Source organism: Streptomyces sp. NPDC127177 (assembly GCF_042672475.1).
Taxonomy (GTDB): domain Bacteria; phylum Actinomycetota; class Actinomycetes; order Streptomycetales; family Streptomycetaceae; genus Streptomyces.
Window position 1 is genome coordinate 21758 of record NZ_JBHXUW010000034.1, and the last position, 19728, is coordinate 41485.

19 protein-coding genes are annotated in these 19728 nt (G+C 70.7%); 5 read left to right on the top strand and 14 right to left on the bottom strand.

Going from position 1 to position 19728, the window contains the following annotated elements:
* The first annotated feature begins 21 nt into the window (after window positions 1–21).
* A complete protein-coding gene (locus ACFVJX_RS21415) occupies window positions 22–456 on the top strand; it encodes a Fur family transcriptional regulator (protein ID WP_384128541.1) in 435 nt (144 codons plus the stop codon).
* 70 nt (window positions 457–526) lie between these two features.
* Here ACFVJX_RS21415 and ACFVJX_RS21420 read toward each other — a convergent pair whose 3' ends face one another.
* The 5 genes from ACFVJX_RS21420 to leuA form a co-directional block, all read right to left on the bottom strand.
* The gene (locus ACFVJX_RS21420) at window positions 527–1057 is read right to left on the bottom strand and encodes a YcxB family protein (protein WP_384128539.1); all 531 of its coding nucleotides are present in this window, start codon (window positions 1055–1057) and stop codon (window positions 527–529) included.
* A gap of 52 nt (window positions 1058–1109) precedes the next feature.
* Window positions 1110–1937: an isoprenyl transferase gene (locus tag ACFVJX_RS21425; RefSeq protein ID WP_384128537.1), complete on the bottom strand. Its 828-nt coding sequence runs from the start codon at window positions 1935–1937 to the stop codon at window positions 1110–1112.
* A 21-nt stretch (window positions 1938–1958) separates the two neighbouring features.
* Window positions 1959–2705 carry a DNA repair protein RecO gene (gene recO / locus ACFVJX_RS21430; protein WP_384128535.1) on the bottom strand — a complete coding sequence of 249 codons (747 nt, stop codon included), beginning with the start codon at window positions 2703–2705 and terminating at the stop codon, window positions 1959–1961.
* A gap of 126 nt (window positions 2706–2831) precedes the next feature.
* Window positions 2832–3536 carry a TerB family tellurite resistance protein gene (locus ACFVJX_RS21435; RefSeq protein WP_384128533.1) on the bottom strand — a complete coding sequence of 235 codons (705 nt, stop codon included), beginning with the start codon at window positions 3534–3536 and terminating at the stop codon, window positions 2832–2834.
* A 211-nt stretch (window positions 3537–3747) separates the two neighbouring features.
* A complete protein-coding gene (gene leuA, locus ACFVJX_RS21440) occupies window positions 3748–5544 on the bottom strand; it encodes a 2-isopropylmalate synthase (protein ID WP_384128531.1) in 1797 nt (598 codons plus the stop codon).
* Between the two features lie 325 nt (window positions 5545–5869).
* On the opposite strand from leuA, the gene ACFVJX_RS21445 reads away from it, so the two are divergent.
* Together ACFVJX_RS21445 and ACFVJX_RS21450 are read left to right on the top strand one after the other, a co-directional pair.
* Window positions 5870–6946 (top strand): M4 family metallopeptidase, encoded by a 1077-nt coding sequence (locus ACFVJX_RS21445; protein WP_384128529.1) that lies wholly within the window; start codon window positions 5870–5872, stop codon window positions 6944–6946.
* A gap of 44 nt (window positions 6947–6990) precedes the next feature.
* Window positions 6991–7257, top strand: coding sequence for a protealysin inhibitor emfourin (locus ACFVJX_RS21450; protein WP_384128527.1), 267 nt, complete (start codon window positions 6991–6993; stop codon window positions 7255–7257).
* 71 nt (window positions 7258–7328) lie between these two features.
* Here ACFVJX_RS21450 and era read toward each other — a convergent pair whose 3' ends face one another.
* The 3 genes from era to ACFVJX_RS21465 form a co-directional block, all read right to left on the bottom strand.
* Window positions 7329–8303 (bottom strand): GTPase Era, encoded by a 975-nt coding sequence (gene era, locus ACFVJX_RS21455; RefSeq protein ID WP_384128525.1) that lies wholly within the window; start codon window positions 8301–8303, stop codon window positions 7329–7331.
* A 326-nt stretch (window positions 8304–8629) separates the two neighbouring features.
* Window positions 8630–8983 (bottom strand): cytidine deaminase, encoded by a 354-nt coding sequence (locus tag ACFVJX_RS21460; RefSeq protein ID WP_384128523.1) that lies wholly within the window; start codon window positions 8981–8983, stop codon window positions 8630–8632.
* 55 nt (window positions 8984–9038) lie between these two features.
* On the bottom strand, window positions 9039–9932 hold the full coding sequence (locus tag ACFVJX_RS21465; protein ID WP_384128521.1) for a helix-turn-helix transcriptional regulator: 894 nt from the start codon (window positions 9930–9932) through the stop codon (window positions 9039–9041).
* A 101-nt stretch (window positions 9933–10033) separates the two neighbouring features.
* Between ACFVJX_RS21465 and ACFVJX_RS21470 the strand changes: the two genes are divergently transcribed.
* The gene (locus tag ACFVJX_RS21470) at window positions 10034–11497 is read left to right on the top strand and encodes an MFS transporter (RefSeq protein WP_384128519.1); all 1464 of its coding nucleotides are present in this window, start codon (window positions 10034–10036) and stop codon (window positions 11495–11497) included.
* Window positions 11498–11539: 42 nt separating this feature from the next.
* On the opposite strand, the gene ACFVJX_RS21475 is transcribed toward ACFVJX_RS21470, so the two are convergent.
* The 5 genes from ACFVJX_RS21475 to ACFVJX_RS21495 form a co-directional block, all read right to left on the bottom strand.
* The gene (locus ACFVJX_RS21475) at window positions 11540–11893 is read right to left on the bottom strand and encodes an MmcQ/YjbR family DNA-binding protein (RefSeq protein ID WP_384128517.1); all 354 of its coding nucleotides are present in this window, start codon (window positions 11891–11893) and stop codon (window positions 11540–11542) included.
* The gene (locus ACFVJX_RS21480; protein WP_384128515.1) at window positions 11890–13182 is read right to left on the bottom strand and encodes a hemolysin family protein; all 1293 of its coding nucleotides are present in this window, start codon (window positions 13180–13182) and stop codon (window positions 11890–11892) included. The genes ACFVJX_RS21475 and ACFVJX_RS21480 overlap by 4 nt, the downstream gene beginning before the upstream one ends.
* Window positions 13179–13676, bottom strand: a complete 498-nt coding sequence (gene ybeY / locus ACFVJX_RS21485) for an rRNA maturation RNase YbeY (protein ID WP_384128513.1) — start codon at window positions 13674–13676, stop codon at window positions 13179–13181. The genes ACFVJX_RS21480 and ybeY overlap by 4 nt, the downstream gene beginning before the upstream one ends.
* A gap of 9 nt (window positions 13677–13685) precedes the next feature.
* On the bottom strand, window positions 13686–15803 hold the full coding sequence (locus ACFVJX_RS21490) for a PhoH family protein (RefSeq protein WP_384128511.1): 2118 nt from the start codon (window positions 15801–15803) through the stop codon (window positions 13686–13688).
* 142 nt (window positions 15804–15945) lie between these two features.
* Complete coding sequence (locus ACFVJX_RS21495; RefSeq protein ID WP_384128509.1) at window positions 15946–17070, bottom strand: carbohydrate kinase family protein; 1125 nt, start codon at window positions 17068–17070, stop codon at window positions 15946–15948.
* A gap of 339 nt (window positions 17071–17409) precedes the next feature.
* Between ACFVJX_RS21495 and ACFVJX_RS21500 the strand changes: the two genes are divergently transcribed.
* Entirely contained in the window at window positions 17410–18768 is a 1359-nt protein-coding gene (locus tag ACFVJX_RS21500; RefSeq protein WP_384128507.1) for an MFS transporter, read from the top strand.
* Here ACFVJX_RS21500 and ACFVJX_RS21505 read toward each other — a convergent pair.
* Complete coding sequence (locus tag ACFVJX_RS21505; protein ID WP_384128505.1) at window positions 18732–19724, bottom strand: adenosine deaminase; 993 nt, start codon at window positions 19722–19724, stop codon at window positions 18732–18734. The two genes, ACFVJX_RS21500 and ACFVJX_RS21505, sit on opposite strands and share 37 nt — an antisense overlap.
* Window positions 19725–19728 lie beyond the last annotated feature (4 nt).

Genomic DNA, 19728 nt, shown 5'->3' on the forward strand with positions numbered 1-19728 from the left:
GGGCGACACGAGGAGGCACCTGTGGCGACGGCGCCGATCAGTGGAACGAACGCGGCACCGGTGCGAGGCCGCTCGACCCGGCAGCGGACCGCGGTGGCCGCGGCGCTCGACGAGGTGGACGAGTTCCGCAGCGCGCAGGAGCTGCACGACGTCCTCAAGCACCGCGGCGACTCGGTCGGGCTGACCACCGTCTACCGCACCCTGCAGTCCCTCGCGGACGCGGGCGAGGTCGACGTGCTGCGCACCACGGACGGCGAGTCCGTCTACCGCCGGTGCTCGACCGGCGACCACCACCACCACCTGGTCTGCCGGATGTGCGGCAAGGCGGTCGAGGTCGAGGGGCCCGCGGTGGAGCAGTGGGCGGAGACCATCGCCGCGCAGCACGGCTTCGTGAACGTGGCGCACACGGTGGAGGTCTTCGGCACCTGCGTGGAGTGCGCGAGCGCCCAGGAGTGAGCCCGGGGGCGCAGCCCCGGGCCCCCGTTCCCCGTTCCCCGGAAGGGCTGGAGGCGCCGGGCTCCGGCGGTCAGCCCTTTGTCAGATGACGGTCGAAGATCTCGCGCAGGTGGTCCACGTCGGACCGGTCCTGGACGCCGCGCTTGGCTATCACGGTCAGAGCGGTGGCGTTCTTGTCGTCGCTGAGCATCACGAAGAGATCCGCCGTCTCCACGTACCGCGGCTGCGCCCGCCACCGGATGACCGTGCTGGAGTTGTCCGTGTCGACGGTGACTCCGGCCTCGTCGACCCGCACCCGGAACTCGCCCTGCCGCCGCACGAACCGGAACACCTGGCGCGCCACCAGCCACGGACTCAGGAACAGCAGGGAGAAGCAGACCAGCAGCCCCAGCGGCAGCACCGCCGGCACGTCGGCGCCTCGCGCCAGAGCCAGGAAGACGGCCGCGACGAGACAACCCGTCGCGGCCACCGCCAGAGTCCGCTGCCGCCGGCCCGCCTTGCTGAACCGGCCGCGGGCCCGTAGTGCCGCCGAGTAGTCCCGCAGCTCGGGCCGGTATCTCAGCTCGACCCCACCGTGCCCGGTCCCCTGCTGCTCACTCATGAGCCCCCCCCCAAGTCCGAAGAGCCGTGATCGTACCGGCAGCGGCTCGGGCTCAGGCCGTCGGTTCCGTCTTCTGCGCCGCCTCCACCGCACCGCCGAAGCGCCGGTCGCGCTGGGCGAATTCCAGACAGGCCCGCCACAGGTCGCGGCGGTCGAAGTCCGGCCACAGCACGTCCTGGAAGACCATCTCGGCGTACGCGCTCTGCCAGATCAGGTAGTTGGACGTGCGCTGCTCGCCGCTCGGGCGGACGAAGAGGTCGACGTCCGGCATGTCCGGGTAGTAGGTGTACTTCGCGAAGGTCTTCTCGTTCACCTTCGACGGGTCGAGCTTCCCGGCCGCGACGTCCTGTGCGATCCGCTGCGCGGCGTCGGCGATCTCGGCCCGGCCGCCGTAGTTGACGCAGAAGTACAGCGTCATCTTGTCGTTGTCCTTGGTCTGCTCCTGGGCGACCTGGAGCTCCTGGACGACGGACTTCCACAGCTTCGGCATGCGGCCGACCCAGCGGATCCGGATGCCGAGCTCGTCCATCTCGTCGCGGCGGCGGCGGATGACGTCCCGGTTGAAGTTCATCAGGAACTTCACCTCGTCCGGGGACCGCTTCCAGTTCTCCGTGGAGAAGGCGTACAGCGAGAGGTTCTTGACGCCCATCTCGATACAGCCCTTGAGCACGTCCATGACGACGCCCTCGCCGACCTTGTGGCCCTCGGTACGCGGCAGCCCGCGCTCCTTGGCCCAGCGGCCGTTCCCGTCCATCACGACGGCGACGTGCTTGGGCACCAGTTCACCGGGGATCTTCGGGGGCGTGGCACCGGAGGGGTGCGGCTCCGGGGCCTTGTGCTCGCGCCGGTTACGGCCGCCGAGGATTCCGCGTACTGCCATGAGCTTCTCAGTCTCCCTGTGTCACTTTTCCACGTACCGCAGCGAGCGCAGCCCGCGCTCCAGATGCCAGTGCAGGTAGGCGGACACCAGCCCGCTCCCCTCCCTGGCATGACGCGCCTCGCACGCGTCCGCCGTCTCCCAGTCGCCGGTGAGCAGGGCGCTCAGCAGGGTGACGGCCTCAGCCGAGGGTACGACGCTGCCGGGTACCCGGCAGTCGCCGCATATGACGCCGCCGGCGGCGACGGAGAAGAACCGGTTCGGTCCGGGCATTCCGCACCGGGCGCAGTCGTCGAAGCTGGGCGCGTAGCCGTTGACGGCGAGGGAGCGCAGCAGGAAGGCGTCGAGGATGAGGTGGGGGTCGTGTTCGCCGCGGGACAGGGTGCGCAGGCCGCCCACCAGCAGCAGGTACTGCTGGACCGCGGGCTCGCCCTCGTGGTCGGTGAAGCGTTCGGCGGTCTCCAGCATCGCGGTGCCCGCGGTGTAGCGCCCGTAGTCGGCGACGATGCCGCCGCCGTACGGGGCGATCGTCTCGCTCTGGGTGCAGAGCGGCAGTCCTCGGCCGATCAGCTCGCTGCCCCGGGCGAAGAACTGCACGTCCACATGGGAGAACGGCTCCAGCCGGGCCCCGAACTTCGACTTCGTGCGCCGCACCCCGCGCGCGACGGCCCGCACCCGGCCGTGGCCGCGGGTCAGGATCGTGATGATCCGGTCGGCCTCGCCCAGCTTCTGCGTGCGCAGCACCACGCCGTCGTCCCGGAACAAGCTCATGGCTCCATTGTCCGGTACGCGGGCGGCCGGCAGAACACCCGGCGGCCCATGAGCCCCGGAAACGGCCTCAGCGGCGGCCGGGAGCGCCCGCAGCGCCCCGAGTGCGGGGTGAGGTCCCGAAGGGGCTCAGGAGGGCGTACGCGCCGCTGCGGCGAGGAGTCGGGCGGTGTCCTCGGCGCGGAGCTGGAGCGCGCCGCCGACCGTGGTGAGCACCTCGCGTTCGGCCGGGCTGTACGGGCCGTCGGCGAGCGCGATCCTGGCGGCCTGGAGGAGGATCGATTCACGCCCGGCCGGGGCCAGGTGCGGGGCGAGGGGCACCAGCGCCTCGTGGAGCTCGATGGCGAGGGCGGCGCCGCAGGCCTCGGCGGCGGGGCCGAACGCCGAGCCGTGACCGATGTCGACGGAGAGGACCTCGACCACGGTGGCGAGCTGCTCCTGCGTGCAGTCGTCGAAACCGGCGCCGCGCACGGTGGCGACCGCGGTCTCCAGAACCGTGCGGGAGGTGGTGCCGCCGGCCGCGAGGACGCCGAGCGCCACGGTGTGGACGGCGTCCTTGAGCATCGAGGAGAACCGGGTGGTGGTGGGGTGGTCGAGCGCGTCGGTGTCGAAGTGGTGGTGGCAGGCGGCGCATTCGACGACCGGCCCCACGGTGCCGCGCGGCAGCAGCGGCACACCGAGGACCGCGAAGCGCCGGCGTCCGGTGAGGCGGCGGTAGTTGCGGTCACCTCCGCAGCCGGTGCAGAAGAACTCGCCGTCACCGACGGTGTCCCACATGGTGCGGATGCCGCAGATACGCAGCTTTATGGCGTGTTGTCCCAAGGCTGACCACACGTCGCACACCTCCGTAACTCCCCCGTAGCCCTGAGGACACGGGAGGTACTCCCACGGCAACATTGCCGTGTTGACGTGATGTTAACCACATCCACGAGAAGACGTCAGTACCTCACTCGTCACAACCGCCCGGAGATGGCCGAAGCCCGCCCCCCGGTGCGGGTGGACGGGCTCACGGACCGTACTGATTGGTGCCCTTTCGGGCACCGGTTCAGCGGGTGGCGCGGTTGACGGCCGAGACGACCGCCTTCAGTGAGGCCCGGGTGGTGTTGGCGTCGATGCCGATGCCCCACAGGACCTTTCCGTCGATGGCGCACTCGATGTACGAGGCGGCCTGCGCGCTCGCGCCCTCACTCATCGTGTGCTCCGTGTAGTCCAGCAGCCGGGCGTCGATGCCGATGGCCTGCAGCGCTTCGAAGAACGCCGAGATCGGGCCGTTGCCGGAGCCGGTGAGCACGGTGTCCGCGCCGTCCACCGTCGCCTCGACGGTGATCGTGTCCCGGCCGTCGGACCCGAGGGTGCTCTGGCCGGAACGGATCTGTACGCGGCCCCACTGAGCCTCGGCGTTCCCGGGGTTGGGCAGGTACTCGTCCTGGAACGTGGTCCAGATCTGCGCCGGCGTGATCTCGCCGCCCTCGGCGTCGGTCTTGGCCTGAATGATCCGGGAGTACTCGATCTGCATCCGGCGCGGCAGGTCCAGCTTGTGGTCGTTCTTCAGGACGTATGCGATTCCGCCCTTGCCGGACTGCGAGTTGACCCGGATGACCGCCTCGTAGCTGCGGCCGACGTCCTTCGGGTCGATCGGCAGGTACGGCACCGCCCACTCGATGTCGTCGACGCTCTTGCCCTGGGCGGCCGCGTCGGCCTCCATCGCGTCGAAGCCCTTCTTGATGGCGTCCTGGTGGGAACCGGAGAAGGCGGTGTAGACCAGGTCGCCCGCGTACGGGTGGCGCGGGTGGATCTCCATCTGGTTGCAGTACTCGCTGGTGCGGCGGATCTCGTCGATCTGGGAGAAGTCGATCTGCGGGTCGACGCCCTGCGAGAAGAGGTTCATGCCCAGTGTGACCAGGTCGACGTTGCCGGTGCGCTCGCCCTGGCCGAACAGGCAGCCCTCGATCCGGTCCGCCCCGGCCATCAGGGCCAGTTCGGCGGCCGCGACGGCGGTGCCGCGGTCGTTGTGCGGGTGGACGGAGAGGCAGACGAACTCGCGGCGCGACAGGTTGCGCGACATCCACTCGAACCGGTCGGCGTGCGTGGAGGGCGTCGAACGCTCCACGGTGGCGGGCAGGTTGAGGATGATCTCGCGGCCCTCCTCGGGCTGCCAGACGTCACAGACGGCCTCGCAGACCTCCAGGGCGAAGTCCAGCTCGGTGTCGGTGAAGATCTCCGGGCTGTACTGGTAGCCGAAGATCGTCTCCTCGCCCAGGATCTTCTCGGCGTACTCCATGACCAGCCGGGTGCCGTCCACGGCGATCTGCTTGACCTGTTCCCTGGAGCCGCGGAAGACCACGCGGCGGAAGGTGGGGGCGGTCGCGTTGTACAGGTGGACGGTGGCGCGGTGGGCGCCGCGCAGTGATTCGACGGTCCGCTCGATCAGTTCCTCGCGGGCCTGCGTCAGGACGGAGATCGTCACGTCCTCGGGGATCGCGCCCTCTTCGATGATGGAGCGGACGAACGCGAAGTCGGTCTCGCCGGAGGACGGGAAGCCGACCTCGATCTCCTTGTAGCCCATGCGCACCAGCAGGTCGAACATCTCGCGCTTACGGGCGGGCGACATCGGGTCGATCAGCGCCTGGTTGCCGTCGCGCAGGTCCGTGGAGAGCCAGCGGGGCGCGACCGTGATCCGGTTGTCCGGCCAGGTGCGGTCGGGGATCTCGACGGCCTCGTACCGGCCGTACTTGCCGATCGGCATCCCGGACGACTTCTGCAGCCCCGTGGCGTTGGTGATCGGCGTGGGGCGCCCGACGGCGCTCTCGGCGGGGGTCTGGGCGGGATTCACTGCGGTCATGACGTAGGGCTCCTCGGAGTCCGGCAAGAAGGGGGTCCCCCTGCTCGTTGAGAGCCTGGGGGAGGCCGACTGTGTCGCTGCAACACAAGACTCCGCGGGGAGGGGGTCGGCCTACGACTACAGACCCTCGCCGCGGCAGCTAAGAAGAAGCAGCCCGAAACGCATGATGCGAAGAGAGTAGCCGAGCGACGCCCGAGACGTCGGTGCCGTATCAGTATGCGGGATCCGGGCGACGGTAAAGGGTGAACGGTGACCGATCACTCTATTTCGTCAATCCTGGTGGCAACCAGTGACATTGCGATCACACGCTGCCACAGTCGAAGGCATGCAGCCTCGATCTCAGCACGGGTTCCACCCCGTCTTCTGCGCCATCGTGCCGCCCCACGTCCTCGACAAGCTGTCACAGTCCGACGATCCCGTCCTGGCGGGCCCGGCCCGCCGCACCCTGGAGGCCGACGCCGCACGGCGCACCCGCCGCCAGGTGACGACCCCCGTCCGGTCGCCCGTCGCCCCGGCCGCGGAGGGCGACCGCTCCGGCAAACCCGACCGCACGCTCTACGACTGCCGCCACGGCACCGACCTGCCCGGCACCAAGGTCCGCGCCGAGGGCGAGGACCCCACGTCCGACGCCAGCGTCAACCGCGCGTACGCGGGCCTCGGCGCCACCTTCGAACTGTTGCTCAAGGCCTACGGACGACGTTCGATCGACGGCAACGGGCTGCCGCTGATCGGTTCCGTGCACTACGACGAGAAGTACAACAACGCCTTCTTCGACGGCGAGCAGATGGTCTTCGGCGACGGGGACGGGGAGGTCTTCCTGGACTTCACCGTCGCGATCGACGTCATCGCCCACGAGCTGGCGCACGGACTGACCCAGTACACGGCCAACCTGAGCTACTACGGCCAGTCCGGCGCGCTCAACGAATCCGTCTCGGACGTGTTCGGCTCGCTCGTCAAGCAGTACTCGCTCGGCCAGACCGCCGAGCAGGCCGACTGGCTGATCGGCGCGGGGCTGCTGGCCCCCCGTGTCCAGGGGGTGGCGCTGCGCTCGATGAAGGCGCCCGGCACGGCGTACGACGACGACGTGCTCGGCAAGGACCCGCAGCCCGCGTCCATGGACGACTACATCCACACCGGCGACGACAACGGCGGCGTCCACCTCAACTCCGGCATCCCGAACCGCGCGTTCTACCTGCTGGCGACGGCGCTCGGCGGCAGCTCCTGGGAGAAGGCCGGGCAGCTCTGGTTCGATGTGCTCACAGGTGGTGAACTGGCGGTGGACGCGGACTTCGCGGCCTTCGCCCGTCTGACCGTGGCGGCGGCGCGCAGCCGCTTCGGCGAGGGCGACGAGGCGGAGGCGGTCCTCAAGGCCTGGTCGGAGGTGGGTGTGCCGACCGCGTAGAGGCCCGGAGCAGGCCCGTCCGCCGACGTCGAGGAAGGACACGCATGCGGATCCAGGTGAGCAGGACCGGCGGCTTCGCCGGCATCGCGCGCCACCGCGAGATCGACACCGCCGGACGGGCCGACGCCCATGAGTGGGAGAACCTGGCCGAGTCGGCGCTCGCCGGCGGCCGGGAGGCCCCGCCGCCCGGTGTTCCGGACGGCTTCGGCTACCGGATCACGGTCGGCGACCGGACGGTGCACTGCGCGGATCCCCGACTGACCGACGCGCAGCGCGCCCTGGTCTCACGCGTTCTGAAGGAGGGCGCGTGAGACCGTCGGCGCACCGCTGACGGGGCCCGCTCGGAACCCCGGCCTGCGGGTCGGAACCCGCAGCCTGCGCGTCAGAACCCCAGCTTGCGCAGCTGCTTCGGATCGCGCTGCCAGTCCTTGGCGACCTTCACGTGCAGGTCGAGGAAGACCGGCGTGCCGAGCAGTGCCTCGATGTGCTTGCGGGACTTCGTGCCGACGTCCTTCAGGCGCTTGCCCTTCGGGCCGATGATGATGCCCTTCTGGCTGGGGCGCTCGATGTAGACGTTGGCGTGGATGTCGAGCAGCGGCTTGTCCGCCGGACGGTCCTCGCGCGGCAGCATCTCCTCGACGACGACCGCGATGGAGTGCGGCAGCTCGTCCCGTACGCCTTCGAGCGCGGCCTCCCGGATCAGCTCCGCGACCATGACCATCTCGGGCTCGTCCGTGAGGTCGCCCTCCGGGTAGAGCGGCGGGCTCTGAGGGAGCAGCGGGGCGATCAGGTCGGCCAGCAGGCCCACCTGCTCGTCCTTGACGGCCGAGACCGGGATGATCTCCGCCCACTCGAAGCCGAGCTCCTCGCCGAGGCGGGAGACGGCCAGCAGCTGTTCGGCGAGCTGCTTGGACTCGACCAGGTCGGACTTGGTGATGATCGCGATCTTGGGCGTCTTCTTGATGCCCGCGAGTTCCTTGACGATGTACTTGTCGCCGGGGCCCAGCTTCTGGTCCGCGGGCAGGCAGAAACCGATGACGTCGACCTCGGCCCAGGTGGTGCGTACGACGTCGTTGAGACGCTCGCCGAGCAGGGTGCGCGGCTTGTGGAGGCCGGGGGTGTCGACCAGGATCAGCTGGGCATCCGGCCGGTGCACGATGCCGCGCACGGTGTGCCGGGTGGTCTGTGGCCGGTTGGAGGTGATCGCCACCTTCTGTCCGACCAGAGCGTTCGTAAGGGTGGACTTGCCCGCGTTGGGACGCCCCACGAAGCAGGCGAAACCGGCCCGGTGGGGGGCGGTGTTCTCTGCCTGCGGCGCAGCAGCTTCTGGGTTAGGTCGAGCGCTCATGGCGCCCATTGTCCCCGATCCCGGCGGCGCTGCCGTACCAAGGCGGCCGGCGGGGCCGCCGGGCGCCGCTCCTCAGGCCGTGCGCCGGCGGCTCCGGCGGGCCCGTATCCACAGCCCGCCGCCCCCGGCGACTACGACGGGAAGGCAAGTCCACCGCCGCGGATGCCGCCGTGGCGCGGGCGGGCCCGGCGAGCAGTCCTCCCCCGGTGACGACGCGCGCGCCCACACCCGGCGCGGCTGCCCAGCGGCGGCTTCTGTGCCGCGTCCCCGGGCTGTCGGATCTTCGAATCGGTGGGCTCGGGGCGTTCGCACACGATGTGCCGGTCCTGCGGAGGTCAGCCCGCCGTCACGCTGAGCCGTAGCACCCCGTCCGGCCCGGCGAGGAACACGGGTGTGTCGGCACCGCCCAGGTCCCGTACCGCGGCGCGGTCCTCGTCCGACGGGGTCTGCGCCTCGGAGACGACCGCGGCCGCCTCCAGAGAGGTGGCGCCGCTCGCCACGGCCATGGCGACGGCCGTCTGGAGCGCGCTGAGCCGCAGCGACTCCAGCCGCACCGTGCCCGCCACGTACGTACGTCCGGTCTCGTCCCGCACGGCCGCGCCCTCCGGCACACCGTTGCGGGCGCGGGCGCTGCGCGCCAGCGTGACGATCTTGCGGTCCTCGGCGCCGAGGTCGGTGCTATCGCTCATGTGCCGAGCATACGAAGCGCGGTGACGGTCGAGGCACGCGGGCGGCACGCTCGGCTCATCCCTGGACCTGGCGCATCGAACCACGCCGCCCCTCGGGCGAGGCCAGCCGGCGGAGCTTCTCCTCGGTGCCGGTGTCCGGCCACGGGTTGTGCAGCACGACCGCCAGGTCCGGGCGGGCCGGGATGCGCAGCTGGGTGGCCTCCATGACCAGCGTGCCCACCGCCGGATGGGTCAGCTCCTTGCGCATCTGGCCGCCGGGCGCGATGTCCCGGCGCTCCCAGAGCTCGGCGAACTCGGGGCTGCGCTCCTTCGCCTCGTCGACGATCGCCCGGAATCCGTCGTCGTCGGGGCATTCGGAGCAGGCGGCCCGGAACTGGGCGACGACCTGGGCGGCGGTCTCCCGCCAGTCCTTGCGCCGGACGCGGTGGACCGGGTCGGTGAAGAAGTCGATCACGCAGTTCTGTGTCCGGTCCCGCCCCATCCCCATCACGATCGCGGCCGCGTCGTTGTACAGGACGATGTTCCAGTACGCGTCCATGATGTGCGCCGGAAAAGGCATCCAGCGGTCGAGCAGCCGCTGCAGACCGTCGCACATGTCGGCGTCAGCCGGATCGACCTCCGGCGCGGGCGGGTTGAGACCCGCCAGGACGTAGAGGTGACGGCGTTCGGCGCTGCTGAGCCGCAGCACCCGAGCCACCGAGTCCAGCACCTGCGGGGAGACGGTGATGTCCCGGCCCTGCTCCAGCCACTGGTACCAGGAGACGCCCACCCCGGCGAGGACGGCGACCTCCTCGCGGCGCAGCCCAGGGGTGCGGCGCCGCGCGCCGCCGTCCGGAAGGCCGGCCTCCGACGGGCTGACCCGCGCCCGCCTGCTCATCAGGAACTCCCGCAGCTCACCGAGACGATGCGCCTTGCCCGCGTCCGCCGCGATCCGGGCCGGTGTGCCCACGTACTCCCCCTGGTGTCCGTGCCCGCGCCTGCCTGGTGGTGGCGCCAACAGGATAAGTTCCCGCTCCCCACGGATATTCCGACGGCCGCAGGCTCATGGGCATGGCGATCCACACCCCGGCTCAAGAAGCTGTCACCCCTCCCGCACCTCCAGCCCCGGACCGGCTCTCCGGCCGGGCCCGGCTGGTGCTCCTCGTTCTCTGTGCCGCCCAGTTCATGGTGTCGCTCGACTTCTCCGTGCTGAACGTGGCACTGCCCGTACTCGGCGACGACCTCGGTCTGAGCCGGACCGGCCTGCAGTGGGCGATCACCGCGTTCGCCCTGCCGTCCGGCGGCTTCCTGCTCCTCTTCGGCCGGATCGCCGACCTCTACGGCCGCCGCCGGATGTTCCTCACCGGCCTCGCCGTCTTCGGCGCCGCCTCGCTGCTGGCCACCCTCGCCTGGAACCCGGCCGCGTTCCTGACCGGGCGGGCGCTCCAGGGGCTCGGCGCCGCGGTGATCGTGCCGACCGGGATGTCCCTGCTCACCACCACCTTCCCGGAGGGCCCGCAGCGGGACCGGGCGCTCGGCATCAGCGGCACACTGCTCTCCCTCGGCTTCACCGTCGGCATGGTCGCCGGTGGGACCCTCACCGACACGCTGGGCTGGCGCTCCACCATGGGACTGCTGACGCTGGCCGCGGTGGCCGTGCTCGCGGCGGCTCCCGCGCTGCTCACCGAGTCCCGTACGCCCGAGCGGCCACGGCTCGACGTACCGGGTGCGGCGACGGTCACCGGCGGGCTCCTCGCACTGATCTACGCCCTGTCGACGGCAGCCGAGCACGGATTCGGGCGCGGGGACGTGCAGATCGCGCTGGTCGTCGGAGTCGCGCTGCTCATCGCCTTCGCGCTCGTCGAGACGCGTGCGGCGGCCCCCCTCGTGTCGCTGCCGATGCTGCGCCGCCGCACGGTGGCCTTCGGCAATCTGGGCGGGCTCCTCACCTTCTCGATGATGAGCACGATCGTCTTCGTCCTGACCCTGTACCTCCAGGAGGTCCTGGACCTGTCGGCCTTCGGGACCGGGCTGGTCTTCGGCGTGCAGGGCATCGCCTCGGTGGTGGCCGGTGTCTACGCGCCGAAGGTCATCGGCCGGATCGGGGCCCGGCGCACCCTGTCCGTCTCCCTGCTGGGCCAGGGCGTCTTCATCGCGGCCCTGCTGGGCCTCGGCGAGAGCTCCGGAATCTGGCTGGCGACCGCGGCGGTCTCCCTGGCCAGCATGTGCCACCTGGGCGCGATCATCGCGTACGGACTGACCGTCACATCAGGTGTGCCGAACGAGGAGCAGGGTCTGGCGACGGGCCTGGTCACCACGGTCCAGCAGGTGGGTCTCACGATCGGCATCCCGCTGCTCGGCGTGGTGGCGACGGCCCAGGGCTCGCTGTTCGACGGAGTCCGGACGGCGGTCGCGGTGGCAGCGGGCCTGCTGATCACCACAGCGGCCGCGGTGGCAACGGGCCTGAGAACCTCAAGCCCCGCGGGCACGGACACAGGCCTCGCCGCGGCAGAGTCAAGCCCGTCCGGCGATTGAGGAGCGGGGGCCCGGGCGTGGCCCCGAACCACCCGCCTCCCGCTACCCCCGGTCCAGCCGCAACCGCTCCGCCCGGGGCAGTCCCGCCACGACCAGGTCGTAGCTGTCCTCGATCAGCTCGCGCAGCTTCGCCGCGGGCAGCCCCGACACCGTCACCGTGTTCCAGTGCCGCTTGTTCATGTGCCACCCCGGCGCCACGGCCTCGTACTCCTCCCGGAGCCGCACCGCGTCGTCGGGGTCGCACTTCAGGTTCACCGTCAGCGGGCGCCCGTGCAGCGCGCTCAGCGCGAACATCTTGCCGAGCACCTTGAAGACGGACGCCTCCGGACCGAACGGGAACTCCTCGACGCTCGCGTTGAACCCGAGACAGAACGTCCTCAGCTCCTCGGGGGTCATCCCACCGCCTCCTCCTGCGGAGCCACCGGCTCCGCCAGCACCGTGACGATCTTGTTCCGGCGGCCCGCCGGGGACTCCGCGGTCAGCCGCAGCCGCCGTCCGTCGGGCAGTTCGACCTCGGAGGAGGCTCCGGCGATCGGGACCCGGCCCAGCGCCTTCGCGAGCAGACCCCCGACGGTCTCCACGTCCTCGTCGTCGTACTCGTCGAGTCCGAACAGCTCCCCGAGGTCCCCGATGTCCAGCCGGGCGGTCACCCGGAAGCAGCCGTTCTCCAGCTCCTGGACCGGCGGGAGTTCGCGGTCGTACTCGTCGGTGATCTCGCCGACGATCTCTTCCAGGATGTCCTCGATGGTGACGATGCCCGCCGTGCCGCCGTACTCGTCGATGACGACCGCGACATGGCTGCGCTCCTGCTGCATCTCGCGCAGCAGGTCACCGGCGTTCTTCGTGTCGGGCACGAACGCGGCGGGGCGCATCGCCGTGGAGACCAGATCGGCCTCCGACTCCCGGTTGATGTGCGTCTTGCGGACCAGGTCCTTCAGATAGACGATCCCGACGATGTCGTCCTCGTTCTCCCCGGCGACCGGGATCCGCGAGAATCCGGAGCGCAGCGCGAGAGTGAGCGCCTGCCGGATCGTCTTGTAGCGCTCGATGCAGACCAGGTCGGTGCGCGGCACCATCACCTCGCGCACCAGGGTGTCGCCGAGTTCGAAGACGGAGTGCACCATGCGGCGCTCCTCGTCCTCGATCAGCGACTCCTGCTCGGCGAGGTCGACCATCGCCCGCAGCTCGGCCTCGCTGGCGAACGGCCCCTTGCGGAACCCCTTGCCCGGCGTCAGCGCGTTCCCGATGAGGATCAGCAGCTGCGGAATGGGTCCCATGATCCTGGCCAGCGGCAGCAGCACGTACGCCGCGGCCGTGGCCGTGTTCAGCGGGTGCTGGCGGCCGATGGTGCGCGGCGAGACCCCGATGGCCACGTAGGAGACGAGGACCATCACGCCCATGGCGACGGCCAGCGCCTCCCAGGTCTCCGGGAGTTCCTTCAGACATGCGTACGTGACCAGCACCCCGGCCGACATCTCGCAGGCGACCCGCACCAGCAGGGCGACGTTGAGATAGCGGGTCGGATCGGCCGCCACCTGTTCCAGCTTGGCGCTGCCCCGACGGCCCGAGCGGACCGACTCGGCGGCCCGGAAGCTCGACGTGCGCGCGATACCGGCCTCCGCGCAGGCCGCCAGCCAGCCGACGACGACCAGCAGGACGACACCGAGGACGAGCGGCAGGCTCACGAGACGGTGGGGGCGGGCGACGGGCCGGTCAGTCCGTGCTCACCGCGCCAGCCGTCCACGATCGCCGCCTGGAGGCCGAACATCTCGGCCTTCTCGTCCGGCTCCTCGTGGTCGTAGCCGAGCAGGTGCAGCACCCCGTGGACGGTGAGGAGCTGGAGCTCCTCGTCCATGGAGTGCTGCGTCTCGGCGTCCTCGCCCTGCTTCTTGGCGACCTCCGGGCACAGGACGATGTCACCGAGGAGCCCCTGCGGGGGCTCCTCGTCGTCCTTGGCCGGCGGACGCAGTTCGTCCATCGGGAAGGACATGACATCCGTCGGACCCGTCAGGTCCATCCACTGGATGTGGAGCTGTTCCATGGCGTCGGTGTCCACCACGATCACCGAGAGCTCGGACAGCGGGTGGATCCGCATCCGGGCGAGTGCGTAGCGGGCGATGTCGAGGATCGCCTGCTCGTCGACCTCGGTTCCGGACTCGTTGTTGACGTCGATCGACATGGTGCGCTGCTACTGCTTCCCGTTGTGGCGGCCCTGGCCCTTGCCGGCCCGGCCGTCCTGCTCGCCTTGGCTGTCGTACTTCTCGTACGCGTCGACGATACGGCCGACCAGCTTGTGCCGGACGACATCCTGGGACGTGAGCCGGGAGAAGTGCACGTCGTCGATGCCCTCCAGGATGTCCTGCACCTGACGCAGACCGCTCTTGGTCCCGTTCGGCAGGTCGACCTGGGTGACGTCACCGGTGACGACGATCTTCGAGTCGAAGCCGAGGCGGGTCAGGAACATCTTCATCTGCTCGGCGCTGGTGTTCTGCGCCTCGTCGAGGATGATGAAGGCGTCGTTGAGGGTGTTGTGCGTCAGCAGGTGGTCCTGGGTGACATAGAGCGAGTCCTCCGCCGCCACCTGGATGCACACCGCCTCCTCACGACCAGCCGGTTCGATGCTGTCGATGAAGCGCGTCGGACGGCCGTCGCCTCCGGCCTCGCGGTACTTCTCCGCCTTACGAGCGAGGCGGAAGGGCTCGATGCCCTCGGGGAGCCGGATGTCGAGGAGGTGTTCGTCGTAGCGGTCATGGACCGCGGGTCCCGGTGCACGCCCTTCACAGGCCCTCCGGCGGGTGTACGCGACCCCGCCCAGGGACTGCACGAGAGCGATCACGTCGTCGCGCAGCGTGATCGATGCAGTCGAGTACTGGACGCGGCATGCTCCGTCCGTCTGAGTGACGGGCCCCCCGTCCGCGTCGAGCAGTCCTTGAAGAACCGCAAGCCGGACGTCGGCGGAGTTGAAGAGGTATGCGTCCGGTACGGACTTGGCGTGCGGGTCCGTGCCCACCAGGTCGAGTTCACGCAGCGAACGAGCGACCGGGTTCTCCAGCGTGACCACGTCGCCCGGAGCCTTCACCCGGTTCGGAGCGTGGTCGGGCCCGCCCCTGTGCCGTACGGAAACGCCCGGGAGCGCACTCTCCAGCGCATCGGCCGGCCCAGGATCCTCGGTGGCGAACGACGGGGTCGTCTCCCCGGTCGGACAGGCGTCGCCCAGCGACAGACCCAACGCGTACGGGTCCATCGGAACCTCGCGCTCGGGGAGGCTGACCGGAGCGGTGAGCATCGGCAGCTCGTAGCGCGGAGCGTGCCCCGCGCGGAGGTTGCCGATCATCTCCTTGGTCTCCAGGACCCGCCACGGCTGGTCCTCCCGATCGTCCGCCGTCGCACGGACCGTCCAGAGGTGCTCACCGCAGCACAGGGTCCAGGAGCCGTCCTGGGCGCTGAGGCGGTAGATGTCCTTCTCGCCTTGCGGGTACACCCCGAGCACGGGCGTGGGCGCGCCATCGGAGCCGATGACGAGGTCGCCCACCTCCAGTGTGCCGATCGGGCGCCAGCCGTCCGGTGTCAGCACCTTGGTGAAGACGGGCTGGGCACGCCCACGCATGTACGCCAGCGGCGCGACCTCGATCGTGCCCGCCGCCATCAGCCGCGGGATCGAGTCCGGGTCGAGCATGTCGTGCAGGGCGTCGTAGAGCGGGCGCAGGTACGGGTCGATCTTGTCGAAGAGCGTGCCGGGCAGGAAGCCGAGCCGCTCACCCGCCTCGACCGCCGGCCGGGTCAGGATGATCCGGCTGACCTGCTTGGACTGCAGGGCCTGGACCGCCTTGGCCATGGCGAGATACGTCTTGCCGGTACCGGCGGGGCCGATTCCGAACACGATCGTGTGCTTGTCGATGGCGTCGACGTACCGCTTCTGGTTGAGCGTCTTGGGCCGGATCGTGCGGCCGCGGCTGGAGAGGATGTTCTGGGTGAGCACCTCGGCCGGGGTCTCCGGGCCGTCCGCCTGGCCGTCGTCACTGGCCCTGAGCATCGCGATCGAACGTTCCACAGCGTCCTCCGTCATCGGCTGACCGGTGCGGAGCACCAGCACCATCTCGTCGAACAGGCGCTGGATCAGGGCGATTTCCGCCGCGTTCCCCGTCGCGCTTATCTCATTGCCCCGGACGTGGATGTCGGCTTCCGGGAAGGCCGCTTCGATCACGCGCAGCAGCGAGTCGCCCGATCCGAGGAGCATCACCATGGGGTGTGCGGCCGGGATCTTGATGTGGGCACGCGCCTGCGGCTGTGTTGGTGTCTGAGTCATGGGCCGGCCCTCGGGCCTGCGCATACCTCCCGTTGCAGGGTTCTCGCTGCTCGACAACCTCTGGACCTCCAAGCCTACGACTCCGTACGGACAACACCGAGAGGTTTTCGCGGGCGGGGCGGTCCCGCGGCGTACCGGTGGTTCACGGGCGGAAGCCGATCGTCGGGACGGCCCGGCGCAGCGGCCAGTGGCGGGCGGCCGAGGGCAGCAGGTCCTGGAGGAAGGCGTAGCGCTGGAGCGCCGCCGGGTCCTGGTCGGCGCAGGTGCGGACCTGCTGCCACCAGGCGGCGATCTCGGCCCACCCCGGGGCGGACAGTGAGCCGCCGAACTCCTGGACGGAGAGGGCCGCGGTGAGGCCGGCGAAGGCGAGGCGGTCGGCGAGCGGCCAGTTGGCGAGGGTTCCGGTGACGAAACCGGCCACGAAGACGTCTCCGGCGCCGGTCGGGTCGAGTGCCTCGACCTCGATGGCCGGGACCTCGGCGGCGGTGCCGGTGGCCGCGTCGACCGCGTAGGCGCCCTCCGCGCCGAGGGTGACGACGGCGAGCGGTACGTGTTCGGCGAGGGCGTGCGCGGCTGCGCGGGGGCAGTCGGTGCGGGTGTAGCGCATGGCCTCCTCCGCGTTGGGGAGGAAGGCCTGGCAGTGTGCCAGGTCGGTCAGGCCCGTCAGGTCCCAGCGGCCCGTCTCGTCCCAGCCGACGTCGGCGAAGACCACGGCACCGCGGCGGGCGGCCTCGGCCACCCAGGGCTCGCTGCGGCCCGGGACGAGGGAGGCGACGGCGGCGCGGGCCCGGGGCGGGCACTGCGGGAAGGCCCCGGCCACCGGCTCCGGCCGGGGCGCTCCAGGTGGCGCCGAGGCGGGCGGTGGCGCCTCGTGGCCGTGCGAGACCATCGTCCGCTCGCCCTCGTAGGCCATCGAGACGGTCACCGGGGAGTGCCAGCCGCGGACGGTGTGCGACATGGAGAGGTCGATGCCCTCGCCCTGTTCCAGCGCGTCCCAGCAGTACTCGCCGTAGTGGTCGTCGCCGAAGGCCGCGGCCAGTGAGGTGTGCAGGCCGAGTCTGGCCAGTGCGGTGGCCATGTTGGCGACGCCGCCGGGGCTGGAGCCCATGCCGCGCGCCCAGGACTCGGTGCCGCGCACGGGGGCGCTGTCCAGGCCGGTGAAGATGATGTCGAGGAAGACCGTGCCGGTGAGGAAGACATCGCAGTCCGGGTCCTGGGGCGCGCGCAGCCCGTCCAGTGGGTCGATGCCTGGATTCTCAGTGCTCACCTTGCACTCCCCGGTCGTGACAGTTCCGGCCAGTGTGCCCGATTCACGCCCCCGTCCGGGCGGTCCGCGCCGAGTCCGTTCCGTAGAGGCTGACCTGCACAAACATGCGCTGCTACCCGAATGGCAGCATGACAAACATATAAGTGGCCCAGATCACAGCGAGGCGGCTTTCGATCAGCCGTGAGCGCTTGATACAAATTGGCCCGCGAGCACCGCTGAAGCAGTTTCCGGCGGGTGCGTCGACCTTCTCGCGTTTCCCTCATTTCTCTGCGTTTCCGCACGTCTGCCTTACCCCCCTCTGTCTTCTCCGCCTCCTCCGGCATGTCTTCAGGAACGCCCATGTCCTCGCGCCCAAGCGCCGCGTGGCCTCTGGTTGCCGTGTTCACCGCCGGTTACCTCGCCGCATATCTGCTCCCCACCATCGTGGGGAGGCTCTCCGCCTATCTGGATCTCAGTGCGGCCCAGGCCGGACTGGTCGGCAGTGTGCTGCTGCTGAGTTCGGCGTCCGCCGGATTCTGCCTGGCGGGCCGGGTCGAGACGTGCGGGCCGCAGCGGCCCGCACGGATCGGGCTGGTCCTGGCCGCGCTGGGCTACGGCTCGGCGGCGCTGGCCGGTTCCGTACCGCTCGTGGTCCTGGGCGTGACGGTCGGCGGCTTCGGCTCCGGTACGGCGACCGCGGTCGCCGCCGCGGGCATCGCCGCCCAGCGCGATCCGCACCGGACCTCGTCCCTCGGGCTGCTCAGCGTCTCCGCGACCGCGGGCGTCCTCTACCTGACCATCCCTCATCTGGGCGGTGGCCACCGGCTGCCGTTCGCCTCGATCGCCCTGGTCGCGCTCCTCGTCTGGCCCGCCACCTCACGGCTGGGCGGGGCGATGTCGGCCGGTCCGGCCGTCACCGCGTCCGGACGGCTGCCGCACCGCCGCTCCGGTCTGGTGCTCGCGGGCGGCATGCTCGTCTGGTCGATGGCGCAGAACGCGCTGTGGGGTGTCAGCAGCCGCATCGGCGTCGTCCAGGCGGGGCTGTCCGAGGTCACCGTCGGCGCTGTCTTCGCCGCCGCGCTCGGCGCGGGACTGCTCGGGGTGATGGGCGCCGGGATGCTGGGCGCACGGCTGGGGCGCGCGGTGCCGATCGGTCTCGGCACGGTGGTCATCGCCGCGAGCATCGTGCTCAGTTCGTCGGCGGGCGACCTCGGCTCGTTCGCGACCGGCGAGATCGTGTGGAACACCTTCTACCCGGTGGTCCTGTCGTATCTGATCGGTCTGGCCGCGTCCCTGGACGTACGCGGCCGCTGGGCGGTCCTCGCCGGCTCGGCCTCGTCCGTCGGGGTGGCCTGCGGGCCACTGCTGGGCAGCGTGCTGTCCGAGGAGTCCGGCTATCCGGTGATGGGGCTCATCCTGGGCGCCGTGACGCTGCTGGTCGCGGCCCCGGTGACGGCCGTCGCACTGCACACCGGTGGCCGTCCGCTGGTGCCGGGATCGGTGCGCCGCAGGGGCGGTGCTCCGGCGGCCCTGCTCGCCGTCACCACCGGCGCGGTGCCCGGCGCCGTGCCCAGGCTCGGCGCGCCCGAGCAGGCCGTCACGGAGATCAGCCTGCCCGAGCTGCGCCGACGGCGCCTGGTCCGCAGTGCGTTCCGGACGGCGGGCCCGTCCGGCGCGGACGGTCAGTCGAACGCGTACGCCTCGACCTCGGACAGATAGCGCGCCCTGCGCTCCTCGTCGTGGTCGAGGAAGGCCGCCTCGAAGGAGTTCCGGGCCAGGGCGCGCAGTTGTTCGCGCTCCAGGCCGAGCGCCTCGTGCACGGCGTGGAAGGTGTCTCCGACGTACCCGCCGAAGTAGGCGGGGTCGTCGGAGTTCACCGTGCAGAGCAGTCCGGCGTCCATCATGGCCCGCAGCGGGTGCTCCTCCAGGGTGTCGATGGCCCGCAGCCGTACGTTGGACAGCGGGCAGAGCGTGAGCGGCACCCGGCCGGCGACCAGCCGCTCCACCAGCTCCGGGTCCTCCATGCAGCGCAGCCCGTGGTCGATGCGCTCCACGCCCAGTACGTCGAGAGCCTCCCGGATGTACTCCGGCGGCCCCTCCTCGCCCGCGTGCGCGACCTTGCGCAGCCCCAGCGCCTCGGCGGCGGCGTACACCTCGCGGAACTTGGCGGGCGGGTGGCCGACCTCGGCGGAGTCCAGGCCGACGGCGCTGATCCGGTGCAGATACGGCTTGGCGGCCTCCAGGGTCTCCAGCGCCGATTCGGCGGACTGGTCGCGCAGGAAGCACATGATGAGCTGGGTGGAGACGCCGTGCTTCTCCTCACTGCGCTCAAGGGCCCGGCCGAGCCCCCCGACGACCGTGCCGATCGGGACGCCCCGGGCGGTGTGCGCCTGCGGGTCGAAGAAGATCTCCGCGTGGCGCACGCCCTGGGCCGCGGCGCGGGTGAGGTAGGCGTCGGCGAGATCGGCGAAGTCGTCCTCGGTCCTGAGCACCGCCATCAGCGCGTAGTACAGGTCGAGGAAGGTCTGCAGATCGTCGAAGAGGTAGGCGTGGCGCAGCGCTTCGGTGTCCGCGTACGGGAGTTCCACGCCGTTGCGTGCGGCGAGCGCGAAGGCCAGCTCTGGTTCGAGGGTTCCTTCGATGTGGAGGTGGAGTTCGGCTTTGGGGAGGTGCACGGTT

Bases quoted from the DNA above. Each gene is read 5' to 3' on its own strand.
- ACFVJX_RS21450 (WP_384128527.1), top strand. From the start codon at position 6,991: ATGCGGATCCAGGTGAGCAGGACCGGCGGCTTCGCCGGCATCGCGCGC.
- ACFVJX_RS21475 (WP_384128517.1), bottom strand. From the start codon at position 11,893: ATGACCCCCGAGGAGCTGAGGACGTTCTGTCTCGGGTTCAACGCGAGC.
- ACFVJX_RS21500 (WP_384128507.1), top strand. From the start codon at position 17,410: ATGTCCTCGCGCCCAAGCGCCGCGTGGCCTCTGGTTGCCGTGTTCACC.
- leuA (WP_384128531.1), bottom strand. From the start codon at position 5,544: ATGACCGCAGTGAATCCCGCCCAGACCCCCGCCGAGAGCGCCGTCGGG.
- ACFVJX_RS21420 (WP_384128539.1), bottom strand. From the start codon at position 1,057: ATGAGTGAGCAGCAGGGGACCGGGCACGGTGGGGTCGAGCTGAGATAC.
- ACFVJX_RS21460 (WP_384128523.1), bottom strand. From the start codon at position 8,983: ATGAGCGATAGCACCGACCTCGGCGCCGAGGACCGCAAGATCGTCACG.
- era (WP_384128525.1), bottom strand. From the start codon at position 8,303: ATGGGCGCCATGAGCGCTCGACCTAACCCAGAAGCTGCTGCGCCGCAG.
- recO (WP_384128535.1), bottom strand. From the start codon at position 2,705: ATGAGCTTGTTCCGGGACGACGGCGTGGTGCTGCGCACGCAGAAGCTG.
- ACFVJX_RS21470 (WP_384128519.1), top strand. From the start codon at position 10,034: ATGGCGATCCACACCCCGGCTCAAGAAGCTGTCACCCCTCCCGCACCT.
- ybeY (WP_384128513.1), bottom strand. From the start codon at position 13,676: ATGTCGATCGACGTCAACAACGAGTCCGGAACCGAGGTCGACGAGCAG.
- ACFVJX_RS21490 (WP_384128511.1), bottom strand. From the start codon at position 15,803: ATGACTCAGACACCAACACAGCCGCAGGCGCGTGCCCACATCAAGATC.
- ACFVJX_RS21425 (WP_384128537.1), bottom strand. From the start codon at position 1,937: ATGGCAGTACGCGGAATCCTCGGCGGCCGTAACCGGCGCGAGCACAAG.
- ACFVJX_RS21445 (WP_384128529.1), top strand. From the start codon at position 5,870: ATGCAGCCTCGATCTCAGCACGGGTTCCACCCCGTCTTCTGCGCCATC.